General features: G+C 38.9%; 12 protein-coding genes and 1 CRISPR repeat array. Of the genes, 3 read left to right on the top strand and 9 right to left on the bottom strand.

Features of this window, described 5'->3' with window-relative positions; genetic code table 11:
- Positions 1–13 precede the first annotated feature (13 nt).
- Positions 14–583: a ribonuclease HII gene (gene rnhB, locus AC07U8_RS08700; RefSeq protein ID WP_209826331.1), complete on the bottom strand. Its 570-nt coding sequence runs from the start codon at positions 581–583 to the stop codon at positions 14–16.
- A 249-nt stretch (positions 584–832) separates the two neighbouring features.
- Positions 833–1,210, bottom strand: coding sequence for a hypothetical protein (locus AC07U8_RS08695; protein ID WP_494737707.1), 378 nt, complete (start codon positions 1,208–1,210; stop codon positions 833–835).
- Positions 1,211–1,434: 224 nt separating this feature from the next.
- Between AC07U8_RS08695 and AC07U8_RS08690 the strand changes: the two genes are divergently transcribed.
- Complete coding sequence (locus AC07U8_RS08690; protein WP_004721181.1) at positions 1,435–1,986, top strand: cytochrome b; 552 nt, start codon at positions 1,435–1,437, stop codon at positions 1,984–1,986.
- Between the two features lie 99 nt (positions 1,987–2,085).
- Here AC07U8_RS08690 and AC07U8_RS08685 read toward each other — a convergent pair whose 3' ends face one another.
- The 7 genes from AC07U8_RS08685 to AC07U8_RS08655 form a co-directional block, all read right to left on the bottom strand.
- Positions 2,086–2,439 (bottom strand): hypothetical protein, encoded by a 354-nt coding sequence (locus AC07U8_RS08685; protein WP_494737706.1) that lies wholly within the window; start codon positions 2,437–2,439, stop codon positions 2,086–2,088.
- 70 nt (positions 2,440–2,509) lie between these two features.
- On the bottom strand, positions 2,510–3,511 hold the full coding sequence (locus AC07U8_RS08680; protein WP_004721186.1) for an adenosine deaminase: 1,002 nt from the start codon (positions 3,509–3,511) through the stop codon (positions 2,510–2,512).
- A 121-nt stretch (positions 3,512–3,632) separates the two neighbouring features.
- Positions 3,633–4,952 (bottom strand): NCS2 family permease, encoded by a 1,320-nt coding sequence (locus AC07U8_RS08675; protein WP_004820795.1) that lies wholly within the window; start codon positions 4,950–4,952, stop codon positions 3,633–3,635.
- Positions 4,953–5,836: 884 nt separating this feature from the next.
- Complete coding sequence (locus AC07U8_RS08670; RefSeq protein ID WP_494737705.1) at positions 5,837–7,234, bottom strand: efflux transporter outer membrane subunit; 1,398 nt, start codon at positions 7,232–7,234, stop codon at positions 5,837–5,839.
- An 18-nt stretch (positions 7,235–7,252) separates the two neighbouring features.
- Complete coding sequence (locus AC07U8_RS08665) at positions 7,253–10,348, bottom strand: efflux RND transporter permease subunit (protein WP_494737704.1); 3,096 nt, start codon at positions 10,346–10,348, stop codon at positions 7,253–7,255.
- Complete coding sequence (locus AC07U8_RS08660; protein WP_494737703.1) at positions 10,345–13,458, bottom strand: multidrug efflux RND transporter permease subunit; 3,114 nt, start codon at positions 13,456–13,458, stop codon at positions 10,345–10,347. Before AC07U8_RS08660 ends, AC07U8_RS08665 begins: the two co-directional genes overlap by 4 nt.
- Positions 13,459–13,461: 3 nt before the next feature.
- Entirely contained in the window at positions 13,462–14,670 is a 1,209-nt protein-coding gene (locus AC07U8_RS08655; RefSeq protein WP_151802072.1) for an efflux RND transporter periplasmic adaptor subunit, read from the bottom strand.
- Between the two features lie 298 nt (positions 14,671–14,968).
- On the opposite strand from AC07U8_RS08655, the gene AC07U8_RS08650 reads away from it, so the two are divergent.
- Positions 14,969–15,490 (top strand): RNA polymerase sigma factor, encoded by a 522-nt coding sequence (locus tag AC07U8_RS08650; protein WP_151802073.1) that lies wholly within the window; start codon positions 14,969–14,971, stop codon positions 15,488–15,490.
- A gap of 254 nt (positions 15,491–15,744) precedes the next feature.
- Positions 15,745–17,961: a TonB-dependent siderophore receptor gene (locus tag AC07U8_RS08645; protein ID WP_494737702.1), complete on the top strand. Its 2,217-nt coding sequence runs from the start codon at positions 15,745–15,747 to the stop codon at positions 17,959–17,961.
- 317 nt (positions 17,962–18,278) lie between these two features.
- Positions 18,279–19,207: a CRISPR direct-repeat array (repeat unit 28 nt; unit sequence TTTCTAAGCTGCCTATATGGCAGTGAAC).
- Positions 19,208–19,357: the final 150 nt, after the last annotated feature.

Here is a 19,357-nt window from a genome sequence, read left to right as displayed (position 1 = left end):
AACATCATCCGTTTTATTCAAGACCTAGTGCTTTTCTGACTGGTGAATAGCTACGACGATGTTGATCAATCACACCATGTTCAGCAATGGCTTCAAAGTGTGCTTTGGTTGGATAACCTTTATGTTTTGCAAAACCAAATTGCGGATATTGCTTGTCTAACTCAACCATTTCATGATCACGCGTTACTTTGGCCAAAATACTTGCCGCACTGATCTCAGCATGTAAAGCATCCCCGCCTACCACCGCATCACAGCTCATGCTTAAGCCTTTAGGAACTTTATTGCCATCTACAAGCACATGTTCGGGTAGCGTTTTAAGTGCCTCTACAGCACGTCGCATCGCCAATAATGAAGCTTGTAAAATATTCAGTTCATCAATTTCTTGATGTGTTGCTTCAGCAATTGCCCAAGCAATCGCTTTTTCCTGAATTTCAATGAATAACTTTTCACGTTTTTTTTCAGTTAATTTTTTAGAATCATTTAAGCCTTGAATTGGCTTGTTTGGATCTAAAATTACTGCAGCTGCGACCACAGAGCCAACCAATGGACCTCGTCCTGCTTCATCTACACCAGCAACTAACATTTTCTTTCCTATCATAAAAGAAGCTCAACAGGTTTTATCTGAGTTTATACATCATCATCTTGAAATGATGACAGATTGAAAACCCTTTTCTTTGTACATAAATTCAATCGGCTGATCAAAATTTAGAATATTTTGCTTCGCGTGAATGACGCCATATAAGGAAAACAGCATCACTCCTAAGACCATGAATTTATCAATATAGAAAAATCTGTATCAATAAATTCATATGTCTTTGATGCTTTAATGCAATTATCTCATCGCTTCCGCAACACATGCATTAATTGTTTTTGTCACCACATTTGAAACAATCGTAGCACGCGCTTGAGGGTCTAAAGCAGCTGTTGCCAAATCTACAGTGCTGACACTTTGTGGTGCTTTTTCACTGACACAACCACAAATTTCACTTTGTACATTGTTTTTTTGATCTACAGTCATGACTTTTGTTGCAGTCTTCCAAGCAGGTAAATTATTCAGTTCAGTTGTGCATTTCGCATTGATCGCAATTTTAAGCGCAACACCACCTAACTGCTGAGTTGTTGACGCTGCTGTAGCACCTGTTGGGTCATTGGTCGCGCAAGCCGATAGAGCTAAAGCGATTGAAGCAAGAAAGACAACGCGTTTTTTCACAATTTTTTCCTTTTTATGAGATAAAGCTGGGCTATTTTGCCTAAACTTATACTTGGATTAAACTAAAAATTTGAATAATCACCTCATTAGACGCTAAATGGATAAATATTTCACAATTATTGCTTTAAGCGTTGCAAATTTAAAACAATACGTTGAATTTTTAGAACTGATTTCTTTTAATAAAATCCATATTATAAGCACTAAATTAAATCGGAATCTGTGTCATGCAACAAAAATCACAATACTATACAAGGACAGCACAATGGTTGCATTGGATTATGGCAATCATCTTTATTACCGCTTGGGTCATTGGTTTTTATAGTGGCAATTTTTTAAGCTATGATGTCGATGGGCCGTTTAAAGGTGATGTCATTACCTTACATAAGAATATTGCATCGGTGATTATCTTTTTGGTGATTATCCGTATCTTTTGGCGTTACACTCACCCTGCACCTGAACTACCTGAAACCATGTCACCATTGATGAAAACTTTGGCTCATTTAGGTCATTTGGGTTTATATTTCATGTTATTGGCATTGCCAATCACAGGATGTTTATTCAGCTGGAGTGCTGGTCATCCCGTGCCTGTATTGTACTTATTTGAGATTCCAAGACTTGTACAAGATAACCCTGATTTAACAGCGATTGTAAAACCTTTACATATTTATATTTCATGGGCTGCAGGCTTACTTCTTGTCGGACATGTTCTGGCTGCGCTCAAACACCATTTCATTGATAAAGACAATGTATTGAAAAGTATGACACGACAAGGTTAGTCGAATATAAATTAAAAAATCTAGCAAAGCACATCAAAACGGTGTGCTTTTTTATATTTTTATTGTGGTTCAAATTTATGCTGCTTAAATTCTAGATCTTTACTTTAATGCTTCCTTTGCACAACCTTTTAAACTATTCATCACCGCTTGTTGAATCAACTTATTTTTTGCAGCTTCATTAAACGTTGCCATAACCAGCTGTTTAGCAGGGACATCATTCAAAGCGTTCTCACTGACACAGCCACAGATTTTTTGCTGTGCATGTCGCTGTTGTGCAGCTGTCCATAAAAATGAGGATACTTGCCAAATCTTTGACGCTTTTAATTCACTGGCACATTGCTGTTCGATTAAAGGTTTTAACATCTTATGCGTAATCGTTTCTGTACTTGAATCAGCACATGCAACAGTCACAGGTAAAATAATGAATAAGGTTAAACTTGTTAAAAATTTCATTCTATTTTCCTCATGAAAAAAAAGCAGTGTTCACACACTGCTTTTATAGGCTTAAAGAATATAGCTTGATTTAAGCCAATTGATCAATTTGATTGTTCCATTTTTGCTTTTCTTCATTTGAAATAAATGATGCTTCAAATGAATTTTTTGCCAATTGCTTTAACTCTGTATTGGAAAGATCTAGCGCTTCAGCAATTGAAATAAAATTATCATTCATATAGCCACCAAAATAAGATGGGTCATCTGAATTGACAGTCACATGTACACCTTTTTGCAATAAACGGTGAATATTATGTTGTGCCATATCATCCACCACACATAATTTTAAATTGCTCAGTGGGCAAACAGTCAAAGGCATCTTTTCTGCAATTAAACGTTGCATCAGTGCTGGGTCTTCTTCTGAACGCACCCCGTGGTCAATACGGTTTACTTTTAATAAATCTAAAGCTTCCCAGACATATTCAGCAGGCCCTTCTTCTCCCGCATGCGCAACCACCAAGAAACCTTCTTTACGTGCTTGAGCAAAAACTCGTTCAAACTTAGCTGGTGGATGCCCAACTTCGCTTGAATCTAAACCTACAGCAATAATTTGATCTTTATATGGCAAGGCTTGCTTTAACGTTTCAAATGCTGCTTCTTCACTTAAGTGACGTAGGAAACACATGATCAAATGAGAGCTTATACCCAACTTTGTTTGAGCATCATCGCATGCACGCTGTAGGCCATTGATCACCGTTTCAAAGGCAACCCCACGGTCGGTATGTGTTTGTGGATCAAAGAACATTTCAGTATGTACAACTTTATCCTCTGCACATTTTTCAAAATATGCCCAAGCTAAATCATAAAAGTCTTGTTCATTGATCAGTACATTGGCACCAGCATAATAAATATCAAGGAAAGACTGTAGATTATGAAAGTTATATGCTTGTTTGACTTCTTCTACAGATTTATACGGGATATCAATTTGATTACGCTGAGCTATCGCAAACATCAGCTCAGGCTCAAACGTGCCTTCGATATGTACATGGAGTTCTGCCTTGGGTAAGGCACGAATAAGTTCTAATCTATTCACGTTTTTCCTCAAACTTATTAAATTAAATTTCAATCATCCAAATCGCTTGGATTCATTTCAATCTGATTAAAACAAAAAAGGGTGCAAACTTGAGTTTACACCCTTTTCTTATTTAAATTGATTAACCACCAAATGCAACGAATTTAATCACCCAGAGCACAGCAATGATCCAAACCATATATGGAACTGTTTTCGCTTTACCTGTAAATAATTTAACCAATGCATAGCTGATAAAGCCCATTGCAATACCGTCTGCAATAGAATAAGCAAATGGCATAAATACAATGGTTAAAAATGCTGGAACTGCTTCAGTAATATCATCCCATTCAATATTGATGATGCCTTGAATCATCAACACACCAACGAATAATAATGCTGGAGCAGTCGCAAATCCAGGAACAGATTGTGCCAGTGGTGCTAAAAATAAACACGCTAAAAATAAAATACCGACAACAACTGCAGTTAAGCCTGTACGACCGCCTGCAGCAACACCCGCCGATGACTCAATATAAGGCGTTGTTGATGATGTCCCCAAAGCAGCACCGGCAACAATTGCAGTTGAATCAGCAAATAGCGCCTTTTTCAAACGTGGTAATTTACCATCTTTCAATAAACCAGCACGATGTGAAACCCCGACCAATGTTCCAGTTGAGTCAAATAAATCAACCAAGAAAAATACGAAAATCACGCCCACTAAACTTACCGTAAATAAGTTTTCAAAATTCATTTGCATGAATGTTGGTGCAATAGAAGGGATTGAACCAACAACCCCTTTAAATTCATTTAAACCTAAAGCTGTTGCAATACCAGTGACCGCTAAAATACTGATAATAATTGCGCCACGAATTTTATAGTGGTGCATAATCACGATCAGGAAAAAACCCAGTAATGTCAGTAAAACTGTAGGTTGTTTTAAATCGCCCAAACCCACCAAAGTTGCTTGATTTGCAACAATAATGCCTGAGTTTTTCAATGCAACCAGTGCAAGGAATAATCCAATACCACCACCGATTGCAAATTTCAATGACATTGGAATCGCATTGACAATGGCTTCACGGATTTTAAACATGCTAATTGCGATGAAGACAAGTCCGGAAACAAATACAGCAGCCAAAGCGGTTTGCCATTCAACGCCCATACCTAAACAAACGGAATAGGTAAAATAAGCATTCAGCCCCATACCTGGTGCAAGTGCAATCGGATAGTTTGCAACAACCCCCATGACCAAACAACCAATCGCAGCGGCCAAACACGTTGCCACAAATACGGCGCCATGATCCATACCTGTTTCTGAAAGAATCAATGGGTTAACAATGATGATGTAGCACATTGTTAAAAATGTCGTTAAACCTGCCAGTATTTCGGTTCTAAACGTTGTTTTGTTTTCGCTCAGTTTAAATAAGCGTTCAAGCAAACCCGCTGAAGGATTTGGATTCGTCATTGTTGAGCCCCTGTTAAGTTTGAGCTATTCGTTGATAAAATCGAGTTCATTTAAAAAAATGCTAAATGCCGTCAATTAAGGCCATAATTCAGCATTCAATAAACATACCAAAATGACATTTCCGATAAAAAACTTGAATTAAAAAAGCTGCAGATTAGCAGCTTTCGTTTTCTAGAAGGTTTAACGGTCGTTATCGATTACATATTACAAATTATAACATACAGTTTAAATAATTTTATCAATCTGACGCTTTTAGTCATCCAATTCATGTGAACTCAGAAGTTTAATGCTTTAAGGATATACAGTGCCTAAATCAAATCACAGTATTACTTACTTTGAGATGATTGTGATTATTAGGATTAGACTCAATTTTCCGAATGGTTAAATTCGCATCTTTGATAATATTTTGCATTTCTTGTTGTTTTTTTTGTTGCGAATCGACATAAGAAAAATAGCCTAGAAATATCACACTACTCAACACGAAAAAAGTTACAAGCTTTACCATTTCAAAATCAAATCAAGGTATAAATTTCGCTGATTATACACATAAACGTGACATAAATAACACTTTAACAATAAAATTGTCTGACAAATCACAAGTATTAACTTGCGCTTTCATAGTGCATACTAAATTTTAGAGCCTGCTATACATCTAAAATGGTGCTATTTATTTTAAATAATGATTAAAAAACAACATAAAACTTAATCAATCAAACACAGCTTTTAAATACATAAAGTTTTCAATAACAAAAGCTTAGACGGCTTAGCTTGCACACTTTAAGATGCATGTAAGCTTTTAAAGTGTGTAAGCTTTTAAATCAGTAATGTTTAAATACGCTATTCAAAGATTTAAACCAAGTCACTTAAGTTTTTACATCGTGCCTTCAACTTATATTGCCACCTAAGGCTGCAATCAGTTGGGCTGTATTTTTTAACTGCAACTGCTTGAGCTGTAAAGTTGCCTGTTCCGCCTGTAAGGTTAAATTCTGTGCTGTAACCACCTCTAAATAACTGACTAAGCCGGCATTATAGCGACGAGTTACAACTTGTTCATTTTCTAAAGCAAGTTTAAATAGTTGAGCCTGCTCAGATTGTTGCTGTTTAAAACTGGATGACTGTAAAAGCGCGTCTTCCACCTCTTTCCAGCCCGTTAAAACAGCCTGTCTATACGCTGCTGCTTTTTCAGCATAACTCGCTTGTGCTTGTGCAATCTCAGCCTTACGTTTTCCACCGTCAAATATCAATGCCGTTGTTTGTAAGCCCGTCGACCATAAATACTGTGGTGCTTGAAACAGTTGACTCAACACGCGGCTATTTAATTCACTGGTTAAGCCAATACTGAGATCAGGTAACCATGCTGTTTGAGCCAAGCCCAATTGGGCATGTGTTGCCGCCAATTCACGTTCAGCACGGATCACATCAGGACGCTGGATCAGCATCCGACTTGGTAGCTGAGTGGGTAATAGTGGAACTTGAAAGTGCTGTTTCTGTTTGGCCAATTGAAATTGAGCAACTGTTTTACCTTGTACCACAGCTAAAATATTTTCTTGTAAATCACGTTCCCGCTGGGTTTCTATCTGCTGGATTTGCACTTGCTTGAGCTGTGTTTCAGCCTGTATCACATCCGCACGCGCGATCATTCCAGCAACATATTGGTTATTTAAAATTTTGACGGAACGCTGATAACTGTGTTGGGTTTGTCGTAAAACATCCAACTGTGCATCCAGTATTCGGATATTCCAATAGGTTTCTGTGCCCAATAATTGTTGATTGAGTTTAATTGCGGCTAAGTCAGCCTGTGAAGCCTCTAAATTTGCCTGTTGCCCTTCAATCGCTTTAGCGACTCTGCCCCATAAATCAGGAATCCAACTGACCTGAACACCCGTCGTAAATTGGTTGTTTGGTTTACTGACCTTTGTTCCACTACGTTGTGCAGAACCATTTAACTTTAAACTTGGCAAACGGTTAGCACGTTGCTGCTCAAGTAAGGCATTGGCTTGTTGATATCGTGCTTCTGCTTGTTTCAGACTCAAATTTTCTTGATTCAATTGTTGCATCAATTGACTGAGAATAGGATCTTGAAAGATTTCCCACCAAGTGTTGGCATTGACGTCTAAGCTTGAGGTTTTTTTCCAATTTAAAACAGCATATTTATAATGATCATCCGTTTGAAGGACTGGCACTTTATATTCAGGCGGATGCAACACAACAGTAGAATTGCATGCAGTCAATATCAAGAACACACTAAGGCACATGACATTTTTAACGATTAAACTCTGCATTATATTTTCCTATTTACCTCAATGAAGTGCGTATTTATTTTTTAATTTCAAACAAGATTCAGCACATTTTTCCAACACCAAATACAAGACAGGCGTTGTATACAATGTCAACAATTGACCCAAGGCTAAACCACCTACAATGACCACCCCCAAAGGCTGACGTAGCTCTGCCCCTTCTCCCCAGCTAAGTGCCAGTGGAATTGCACCCAGTAACGCGGCAGTATTGGTCATCAGAATTGGACGGAAACGAAGTGCTGCCGCAGATAAAATAGCCTGATATGCAGTCTTGCCTGCTCTTCTTTCTAATAAAGTAAAATCAATTAAAAGAATGGCATTTTTTACAACAATTCCGATCAATAAAAACATGCCCAAGAGTGCAATTAAGGTGAATTGGAAATTAAATAACCATAAGGTCAACAAAGCCCCCAAAGCCACTGCGGGTACTGTCGATAAAATTGTCAATGGATGAAGTAGACTTTCATAGGTAACCCCGAGAACGATATAAATAAGTAAGATCACCACACAGACAAGTAACGGCGTCGATAAACCAGCCTGCAAACTTTCTGCCTCGACATCTTTATCTGTCATGATAAAAATTTCATTGGGTAACATGACTTCGGGCAAGACACTACGAATAGCTGCATCCGCTTGTTCATAGCTATAGCCTTGTTTAACCACATAACCAATCCCCATTGCGGCATATTGGTTGCGTCGATAAACCCGATCATTGGTGATGCCATAAGACCATGTGGCAAAATTACTGAGTGGTACAGCAATGCCTTGTTGGTTTGGAATGCGTACATTTGCCAGCGCTTCAGGGTGTTCAGTAAAGTGTTTATCGACTTCCATCACCACATAAAACTGTTGGGTTTGATCATAAATAGTCGAAATTTGGCGCTGCGAAAATGAGTTATTGAGTACACTTGAAATATTGTCTATATCCACACCCAAACGACGTGCTGCTTCACGGTCAATGTCTAAAGTTACATGCTGTGCACCTTCATCGCCCATGGTTTCAACTTCTTCTAATTCTGGAAGCTTCTGCATTGCCTGAGCAACTTTAGGCACCCACTGGCGTAGCAACGCAACATCATCAGATTGCAGTAACAACAAATAATCTTGCCCACTTCCACTTGAAAATGGATCATCCAATTCTAGTTCCTGTTTGACTTGTGCAGAAAAAATCGCACCTGCCAGCCAAGGGGCATTTTTTTTAATTCTATCTACAATTTCATGTGAAGATTTGCCATCTCGCTCTGCTTTGGGTTTTAAACTCACCATTAAAAAAGAATTGGTGATTCCTCCAGCACCACCAGACGTACCAATCACATCTTTGACTGCAGGATCTTTTAATACACTTTCGCTAAAGGTGGCGATTTTAGGTTGCATAATTTGAAAGGAGAATCCGTCATCCCCCCGAATAAAAGCTTCAACCCGTCCAGTATCTTGCTCAGGTAATACCCGTTTGGGTAATGTTTGATACACATATACAGAGGCAGCAATTGCACCGCCCCATAGTAAAATGACCAAATAACCGTGTTTAATCATCCATTTCAGTGAATGCAAATAAAGCTGACTCAAACCCTGCATCACGCGATGGCTATAGCGATATAAGGCTTGATGTTGATAACGCTCCAATGGCTTTAAACAGCGTGCAGATAGACTTGGCGTAAGGACTAGGGAGACAAATACAGATAAAATAATGATAAAAATCAGTGTTAAAGAAAACTCCCTAAATAATCGTTCGATGACACCACCCATAAATAGCACAGAAATAAAGATCACCACCAAAGCCAAATTCATTGCCAGCAAAGTTAGACCAACTTCTCGAATACCATTTAAGGCAGCTTGTATAGGCTGTTCACCTTGTTCTATATGACGTTCTATGTTTTCCAAAACCACAATTGCATCATCAACCACAAGTCCAATCGCAACAATCACCGCCATAATCGACAAGTTATTCAATGAAAATCCAGCGAGATAAACCAGACTGCATGCGCCAATCAAAGTCACCAGCAAAGCAATACTTGGTACAAGAGCACTTTGCAGACGACCTAACATCAGAGCGACCACAATAATCACCAAAAGCAAGGAAAATAATAAAGTATCCCTTGCCTCATTTAAGCCTGCCCGAATAATTTCCGATCCATCCATCACTGTGGTCAGTTGTGAATCTGCTGGAATTAATCTGCTTAACTCTGGTAGTTTTTCTTTGATCTTTTCAATTGTGGCAACGGTATTTGCATTGGGCTGACGGCTGATTTTGATAATGACCGCAGGTTTACCATTGTGAAAACCACTTACATAACGGTTTTCGACCGAATCCTGTACCTCAGCCACATCTTTTAAACGGACAACGGTCTGACCATTTTGATGTACGATCAAATTGGCAAAATCACCCGCTTTTTTTAAATGACTTGGAAGCTCAACTTGCCAACGCAACTGTTCAGTTTCAATTACCCCTAAGGCTTGTACTGTATTACTTTTTACAATCGCTTCACGAACTTGCTCCAAAGATACCCCTTGTGAAATCAAGGCATTTGGATTGAGTCGAATTCGTACCGCAGGCATAGATGCCCCATCAATGATGACTTCCCCGACCCCATTAATTTGCGCAAGATTTGGCTGCAGCTGATTGCTGGCAATTTCATAGAGTTTGCCCGCAGAAAGATGTTCTGAACTCAATGCCAAATAAAAAATTGGACTCTGGCTTGGATTGATCTTGAAATATTCAGGAGGGCTTGGCATTCCAGAAGGCAGCTGTGACATCGCAGCATTGATTGCGGCTTGGACCTCTCTGGCGGCTTCATTGATGTCAGTGTTTAAATCAAAATGCAAAACCACTTGGGTTGCGCTTTGATTACTTGAAGAATTAATCGCTTTTACCCCTGAAACGCCCATCATGGCACGCTCTAACGGCGTCGCCACGGTGGCAGACATACTTTCAGGACTTGCACCCGGTAAATTTGCTCGCACCACAATCGTTGGAATATCTGCCTGTGGTAAAGCGGCTACAGGTAAGCGAAAATAGGCCAATATACCCAATAATACAATTGCGATTCCGAGTAAAATACTGGCAACAGGTCGGTGAATAAAGGTCGAGAGAAAGGTCAAAACTCTCTCCTTGTCGTATCATGATCTGTGGGTAAATCATCTACAGATAAATCTGAATTGGTATGTTGCAATGAATATTGCAGACGATCAAAAAATAAATAAACCACTGGTGTAGTAAATAAAGTAAGGACTTGGCTTAAAATCAAACCACCGACCATGACGATCCCGAGAGGCTGACGTAATTCTGCCCCTGAACCCGATGCAAGCATCAACGGAATTGCCCCAACCAGTGCCGCAAGTGTGGTCATTAAAATTGGGCGAAAACGCATCAGTGCGGCTTGATAAATCGCTTGCTGTGCTGACAATCCGTCATGACGTTGTGCAGCCAAAGCAAAATCCACCATCATGATGCCATTTTTCTTGACCAGACCAATCAATAAAATGATTCCAATCAAGGCAATCATGTCCAATGGCCGATTGACCATAAACAATGCCAACAAAGCACCAATTGCAGCAGAGGGCAAGGTAGAAAGAATGGTTATCGGGTGAATAAAACTTTCGTACAGAATGCCTAACACAATGTACATGGTCACTATTGCTGCAATCACCAACCAGAACGTATGTTGTTGCGAGTTCTCATAAGCAGCGGCTGCACCTTGTAGTTTTACTTTCACTTCTGGTGGTAAATTTAGACGCTGTTGTACGCGATCAATCGCTTTGATCGCATCCCCCAGCGCAACCCCTGATGCAAGATTAAAAGACACCCCATTGGCTGGAAATTGTGATTGCTGTTGCAGAATAATAGGCACGCGTTTTTGCACAATATTGGCAACGGAACTGAGTAATATCGGCTCTCCACTTTTATTGTGAATATAGGTTTGCCCTAAAGCATCTATACCTTGAGTGAATGTTGGGTCAAGTTCTAAAACAATACGATATTGATTAGATTGCGTGTATAAAGTTGCAATCTGGCGCTGCGCAAATAAATTTTGTAAAGCTAAACTGATATCTTCAATGTTTAAACCCAAACGTGCTGCAGCATCTCGATTGACATCAATAAATGCTTGTAAGCCTTGTCCGCCCTCTTCACTGGTGACTTGTGCAAATTCAGCTTGTTGTCGTAAAGCATCAACAAATATAGGGGTCCATTCGGCTAAATCTGTCGTTTTAGCAGCGCTTATACTCAGTTGATATTGAGTACGACTAATTTTATCTTCAATACTCAGCTCTTGTACTGGTTGCATCCAGCCTTGAATCCCTTCAACTTGAGCGAACTGTCCTCTAAGTCGTGCCATAATTTGATCTACAGGATCTCTTTCAGCATGCGGTTTTAAGTTAATTAAAATACGTCCATTACTCAGTTTTGGATTATTGGCATCTATACCAATAAATGAAGACAAACTTTCCACAGCAGGATCTTTTAAGATCTGCCCCGCAAGTGCTTGTTGACGCTCACTCATGGCTTGGAATGAAATATCATCAGGCGCTTCTGTCACCACCTGTATGACCCCACTGTCCTGTACAGCGAAAAAGCCTTTGGGAATCATCCAATACAGCAGACCCGCTAAAATGACGCTACTCAACATCACCGCAAGAGTCAGTACTTGATGCCGAAAAACCCACTGTAAAGCTTTACCGTATTGCTGAATAATTCGGTCTAGACTCCAGCGACTGTTTGAACTGGAATGCTTGGCATTTTTTAATAAATATGCGCACATCATCGGGGTCAATGTGAGTGACACCACCAATGAAATTGCAATTGCTGCTGCTAAAGTGACAGCAAATTCATGGAACAATCGCCCAACCACATCCCCCATAAACAGTAATGGGATTAATACTGCGATTAGGGAAATCGTCAAGGAAATTAAAGTAAAGCCGATTTCTTTAGACCCTTTAAGCGCGGCTTGTAATAAGCTTTCTCCTGCCTCTCGATGTCGTGCAATATTTTCCAGCATCACAATTGCATCATCAACGACAAAGCCTGTCGCAATGGTGAGTGCCATTAAAGTCAGGTTATTAACAGAGAAGCCTAAAAAATACATGACGACAAAAGTACCAATAATCGACAGTGGTACGGCAATACTGGGAATAATCGTTGCGGATAAATTTCTTAAAAATAAAAAAGTTACCATCACCACCAAGCACACGGCAAAAACCAATTCTTTTTGCACATCATCAATGGAGCTGCGAATACTTTCGGTTCGATCGGTTAACACTCGAATTTTGACATTTTCAGGCAGATTCTTTTGTAGCTCAGGCAATAACTGCTTAATCTGGTCTGCAACTTGAATCACATTGGCATTCGGCTGGCGCTGTACATTAACCAAGATTGCAGATTGACTCCCTGCCCAAGCCGCCATATAGCGATCTTCGCTCCCTTCTATGACTTTTGCTACATCTCTAAGACGTATCGGTGCGCCATTGTTCCAGCGTAAAATTAGATTCTCATAATCTGCAATCGAACGAATCTGATCATTGGCATCCAACATGGTGGTGCGATATGGTCCATCAAAGCTACCTTTGGGTTGATTTGCATTGGCAGAATTAATTGCGGAGCGCACATCTTCAGCACTCATTTTATAGGCAGCAAGTGCAGCAGCATTCATTTGTACGCGTATTGCTGGACGTTGCCCACCCGCAAGGCTAACCATCCCGACACCTGAAAGCTGAGAAAGCTTTTGTGCAACTCGGGTGTCCACCATGTCGTAGACTGTTGTTAATGGTAAAGTTTCTGAGCTAATGGCAAGGGTAATCACAGGAACATCAGCAGGATTTACTTTACGGTAAGTCGGTGGTGCTGGTAGATTATTGGGTAATTTACTGCTGGCGGTACTGAGTGCTGACTGTACTTCTTGTTCAACGACACCAAGCTCTGCGCTCAGTTCAAACTGCAAGGTAATGACGGATGCGCCCACTGAACTACTGGAAGACATTTGTTTTAAACCAGCAATTTTGCCCATTTCTCGTTCGAGTGGTGCGGTGATTGTGCGTTGTACCGTATCGGGATTGGCACCAGGTTGAAAAGTATAGACTTGAATAATTGGATAATCGACCTGTGGCAAGGCTGAGACAGGTAGCAGTCGCCAAACCAAGAAACCACTCAACAGCAGTGCTAACATCAATAATGTGGTTGCGACTGGACGTAAAATAAAGAATCGTGAAATATTCATGATTTATCCAGCAGTTGGCTTGGCCGTAGAAATTGGCTGTTGATTTTCTGCAACAATTTGAACTTCTTTGCCTTCCGAAAGACGATCAATTCCCTCAAGTACTACTTTTTCGCTACCCTTTAATCCGTCTAAAACTTCAATTTGACCATTTGAGGTCATCCCCAGTTTTAACATGCGAATTTCGGCTTTGTTTTGCGGATTGATAATATAAACATAGCTGCCTTTTGCACCATGTTGTACGGCATCACTTGGGATACTGATTGCATTTTGAATGGTTTGAGTCTTTAAACGCACATTGACAAACTGATTTGGAAATAAAGCATCATCCTGATTTGTAAAAATTGCTTTTATTTTTAAAGTTCCAGTACTGATATCAATCTGATTATCTATTGCTTGTACATGCCCTAGCGCAAGTTGTTTTTGTTCTGTTTTATCCCAAGCACTTGCCAACACCTTATCGCCATTTTTTAAGGATTGACGCAGATTTACTAAATGGTTTTCTGCCACTGCAAATTGCACAAAAATTGGATGCACTTGAGTGATACTGACTAAACCAGCACTTTCATTGGCTTGAATAAGGTTGCCAGCATCTTTCTGTCTAAATCCAACCCGCCCCTCAATAGGTGCATAAATTTTAGTATAAGACAGCTGTAGTTTTGCAGCATCTACTTGCGCCTTGTTCGCTTGTATCTGACCTTTAAGCTGGTTGACCAGCGCCAATTGCTGTTCTACTTGTTGTTTCGCAATCGAATCTTGTTTAAACAGCAATTGATAGCGCTGCAACTCTGTTTCAGCATTGTGCAACTGTGCTAAATTCTGCTGCTGTGTTCCTTCAGCCTGTGCAAGTGCGACCTGAAATGGCGCTGGATCAATTTGTGCAAGGAGCTGTCCTTTTTTTACGGTTTGCCCTTCTTTAAAATAAATCTGCTGTAAAACCCCAGCAACCTGACTTTGTACATTCACAGTATGCGTAGGAATGACTGTACCAATTGCTTTGATTTCAACCTGTAAATCTTGTCGTTGTACTGGCACAGTTCGCACGGGTACAGGTTTACTCCATTGGCTATATTCCTCTGCGGGTTTGGATGAGGTTTTTTTCCAATAGAAGCCTGCTAGTCCGAAAATAATCAGCAGCATAAATCCAATTAAATATTGAAACTTACGGCCAATAAAACTTTTTTTTGGGTTTACATTTACAGATGGCTTACTCATAAAAACTCTTATTCATACAGTCGCAGAACGATCAAAATTTACAATTGCGAAATAAATAAAGTGAAATTTCAAAGTTATTCATCATTTATCAATTAGATAATAATGTGAAATTTCACAATTACAAACCACCCATCTCATTAATAATCAAGAAGAAATAGTCTTTTAGCTCGCTAATTATCATGTTGCATTTTGTAATTCTTATTATTGCATTTAATAATCATTATCACTATCATTATTTTCAACACTTACTTTAACCAATAAAACTCCATGTTGTTGGCTTTTCAAACAGGCAACGCTTATGAATTTGAACGTACAAAAGCAGCAATGGTTTAATCATATTTATCAAGACCATCAAAATACTTTACTTTTGTGGTTCAAACATAAACTTCACAACCATCACCACTCTGAAGATCTTAGTCAGGAAGTTTTTTATCGTGCATTAAAAAGTAACTACTGTTTTGAAAATATTAAAGAACCCAAAGCATGGTTATTGGGAATTGCGAAACACGTGATTATTGATCATTGGCGCCACCAACAAGTTGAACACTTATATCTAGATGCACTAATACATACACCACAGGATGGCTATCCATCTGTAGAACATGAAATATGTATTCGAGAAAGTGTCTATCAAGTTCAACAAACGCTAGAAAAGCTACCCGAACGCGTCGCACAGGTTTTTTTATTATCACAAATGGAAGATATGACTTACCGCGCAATCGGTGAAAAACTTAATATTTCTGAAGCCACAGTAAAACGAGATATGAAACAAGCTTTTTTAGCCTGTTCTAGTATTTATACTACAACATTTAACTCATAATCTTTTTACTTATAAAACAAACGATTCAATAAAAATAAGTAGATAAAGCCGATTAGGTATATTTAAAAATCCATCTCGAACTTACATGACATCGATCTATTGATCATACAAATAGTTATAACCCTCTTCCCTATTCGCGCCTGCTCGCTATTGTTGTTACATCCAACGATATCCCTCATTTAAATCATAAAAAAATGAGCTTTTTTTAAAATAAAAACGACTAAGTAGATGAATATAACTCATACGAGAATCTAATGAAGGAACATCAAAGCAAACATGCATTAGCAATTGCAATTCGAACTGCAATTTGGGGCGGATCTATTTTTTTAATACATGGATCTGTATTTGCAGCACCGAACCCATCTGATGGCCAAGAACAAAACTCTACTCAGCTTCCTACCATCACTGTATCTGCCAATAATACCAATAGCCTTACAACCGAAGGCTCAGGTTTATATACCGCTAAAGCTACTACCGCATCAACAGGCTTGGCACTCAGCCTAAAAGAAACACCGCAATCAGTTAGTGTCATGACCCAGCAAAGAATGCAAGATCAAAACCTTACACAACTAACTGATGTTGCAAACCAAGTTGCTGGATTAACCGTTAACCAGTCTGGAAATGTAGGTTCCGATACTTCACCAATTTATTCACGCGGTAAAAGTGTAGATAGCTATTTACTTGATGGTGTAAAACTTCTAAGTACCTACTCTTCTATTTTTCAAAGCCAAGACACTGCACTTTTCGATAGAATTGAAGTGGTACGAGGAGCGACAGGTTTAATGACTGGTGCAGGTTCCGCCAGCGCTAGTATTAATATGGTTCGGAAAAAACCATTACAAGATTTTAAAGCATCAATCAGTACAGATCTTAGCTCATGGGATTCATACCGTTTCGATGGAGATATCTCAACACCTCTTAATCAATCGGGCACGCTTCGTGGACGTGCTGTCGTTGCTTATCAGAACTCGGACTCATACATAGACCGCTTCAATGAAGAACGCAAAGTGACCTATGCGGTTGTTGACACTGATTTGTCAGATAAGACTCAAGCAAGTCTAGGCTTAAGCTATCAACAAATTTATATTACTGGACAAGCTCGTGGTGGTTTGCCTGCTTTTTATAGTGATGGGACACGAACAAACTGGTCGCGTTCAGATTCAGCAGCACCCAGTTGGTCTTACTCAGATCGAACAACCACTTCACTCTTTGCCGATGTCAATCATCAATTTAATGATAACTGGAAATTAAAGGCTTCATTAGCACGTCTCATTACGGACTCAGATGAATTAGTTGGCTATGCAAGTGGTGGAACACCCGACAAAGAAACTGGTAGTGGGGTTTCGATTTATTCTACTCACTGGGCTTATAAACCAATTCAAGACTTGTTTAATGTCAGCTTAAACGGCTCATTTGATTTATTTAACCAAACCCATGATGTGATCTTTGGTTCAACATTAACCAGAAGTGAAAATAGCCAGCCGTACTTTACCAATTGGTGGATTGATGGTTGGAGTGGAAATATTGATAATATATATAAATGGGATGGGAATACGCCTGCACGTCCAAATAACCCTGCCGTAGGATGGACCAAAGAAAATAATACAAGTTCATCATTTTATACTGCAGCTCGGTTTAAATTAAGTGATGATTTAGCACTGTTGTTGGGATCACGCTTAGAAAATTGGAAGTTAAAAAAAGAAGATAATGACTATAAAGAAAATAAAATTACAGTCACAACCCGAAAAGAAGAAAATAAACTCATTCCTTATATTGGCTTAGTTTATGATCTCACCCCCAATTGGTCTGCTTATGCGAGTTATACAAATATTTTTTCTCCACAAGATCTAAAAACTAGAGCGGGAGATTATATAGATCCATTAGAAGGAAATAGTACAGAACTTGGAATCAAGGGTGCTTTTTTTGACAATCAACTTAATCTAAGTGCCGCAATCTATGAAAATAAAGAAGATAATTTTGCGGTCGCGATTCCTGAACAGCCTGATGGCTCGCATTTAGCACCTGATGGATCTCAAGCATATATAGCAGAATCTGGAACCAAGAGTCGTGGTATTGAATTAGAAGCCACAGGAAAACTCACAGATGCTTGGCAAATCTCCTCAAGCTTTGCCCGAAATTTAAGCCGAGACCGTAATGGCAAGCTATTAAACTCTAATATTCCAAGTAATACTGCCAAACTTTATACAACCTATAAACTTCCTTATCTTAATGAAGCACTAACCGTTGGCGGAGGTATTCGTTGGCAAAGTGAAATTCAGTCAGCAGATCATAAATTTACCCAGAGTGAATACAGTGTTGTTGATTTAATGGCACGTTATAAAATAAACAATAAATTAACAGCTAATCTCAATATAAATAATCTTTTTGATAAAAAGTATTATTTAACAACAGGTAATAGCTACTACGGTGCACCGATTAATTTTAGAGTGGGGTTAAAATACGATTGGTAATTCTAAAACCTATTTATAATTAGCTAAACATTAGACTTCTTTCATAAGCCCATTTTAAAACATAGATCGAGATAAAATCCCTCTCATCCTAGCCTTCTCCCAGTGGGAGAAGGGACTTTCAATAGCAATATGATTTACGCCATATAATCATTTTTTGATTTATGAAAGATCTTTATTGATTTAGCTTTAAATAAACCAATGAGTTAGATGTAGAGAAAGTTAGCTTAAAGGTGATTTTCTCTACAAATTCAAATGTTATCAATATAACTAAAATTAACTCCTCTGCTGGTATACCTCATCTATTGTTTTTCCGTTGATTGTTAAACTACCTATATGGCAGTGAACATATTCAGAATTTAATGTCTATGATCGGCGAAATTCTAAGCTGCCTATATGGCAGTGAACGGTTACGACGATCAGCAAGCCGTTCTGCAAAATTTCTAAGCTGCCTATATGGCAGTGAACTTCATTGACCTTGCCTTTTGTTGTTTTAGATATTTCTAAGCTGCCTATATGGCAGTGAACAATGTCCAAAATCTGGGAAGGTATATTTACTAATTTCTAAGCTGCCTATATGGCAGTGAACGACAAAAACAACCATCTGAAGTACAAGTTTTTTTTCTAAGCTGCCTATATGGCAGTGAACCAATGGCAGTACCGCAGGCTTAAATACATCTGTTTCTAAGCTGCCTATATGGCAGTGAACATATTAAGCGCCATAGGAATAAAGTTTGTTGATTTCTAAGCTGCCTATATGGCAGTGAACAATACATGTATGATTTTCCACATGTTGATTTTTTTCTAAGCTGCCTATATGGCAGTGAACCGGCCAATGTTGTCACCCGCCTCACCCGTGATTTTCTAAGCTGCCTATATGGCAGTGAACCGTATCTTCAAGCTTAGGAGAGCCTTTTGATTTTTCTAAGCTGCCTATATGGCAGTGAACTTAGAGATATTGGGCGAGCTTTACTTTTACACTTTCTAAGCTGCCTATATGGCAGTGAACTTTGTGGGAATACCCTGTTGTTTCATGGTGTATTTCTAAGCTGCCTATATGGCAGTGAACTATTTGGGAATTTGGTGAGGCTATGACAACATTTTCTAAGCTGCCTATATGGCAGTGAACCTTATCGATTCGAATGGCGGTTCATTTTTAATTTTCTAAGCTGCCTATATGGCAGTGAACAATCTAATATCCCTGTCGCATGCATACATTGCTTTCTAAGCTGCCTATATGGCAGTGAACTATAATTTTAAATCAAAAAACATTCTGATAACAGCAAGTTAAATATAAAAACCATAAAATACCCAAAGTTTTTTAAAAAACATATAACCTACTGATTTTATTAAACTATAAAATTATCAAAAAAATATTGGGGGAAATTTTAGTACGAAC

Source organism: Acinetobacter sp. GW821-FHT01E09 (genome assembly GCF_059422385.1).
The sequence above is the reverse complement of the archived record's forward strand: the minus strand, read 5'-3'. Positions and strand labels throughout refer to the sequence as shown.

Excerpts from the sequence above, each read along its gene's own strand:
- AC07U8_RS08660 (WP_494737703.1), bottom strand. The coding sequence starts at position 13,458 with ATGAATATTTCACGATTCTTTATTTTACGTCCAGTCGCAACCACATTA.
- rnhB (WP_209826331.1), bottom strand. The coding sequence starts at position 583 with ATGTTAGTTGCTGGTGTAGATGAAGCAGGACGAGGTCCATTGGTTGGC.
- AC07U8_RS08655 (WP_151802072.1), bottom strand. The coding sequence starts at position 14,670 with ATGAGTAAGCCATCTGTAAATGTAAACCCAAAAAAAAGTTTTATTGGC.
- AC07U8_RS08685 (WP_494737706.1), bottom strand. The coding sequence starts at position 2,439 with ATGAAATTTTTAACAAGTTTAACCTTATTCATTATTTTACCTGTGACT.
- AC07U8_RS08650 (WP_151802073.1), top strand. The coding sequence starts at position 14,969 with ATGAATTTGAACGTACAAAAGCAGCAATGGTTTAATCATATTTATCAA.
- AC07U8_RS08645 (WP_494737702.1), top strand. The coding sequence starts at position 15,745 with ATGAAGGAACATCAAAGCAAACATGCATTAGCAATTGCAATTCGAACT.
- AC07U8_RS08670 (WP_494737705.1), bottom strand. The coding sequence starts at position 7,234 with ATGCAGAGTTTAATCGTTAAAAATGTCATGTGCCTTAGTGTGTTCTTG.
- AC07U8_RS08690 (WP_004721181.1), top strand. The coding sequence starts at position 1,435 with ATGCAACAAAAATCACAATACTATACAAGGACAGCACAATGGTTGCAT.
- AC07U8_RS08675 (WP_004820795.1), bottom strand. The coding sequence starts at position 4,952 with ATGACGAATCCAAATCCTTCAGCGGGTTTGCTTGAACGCTTATTTAAA.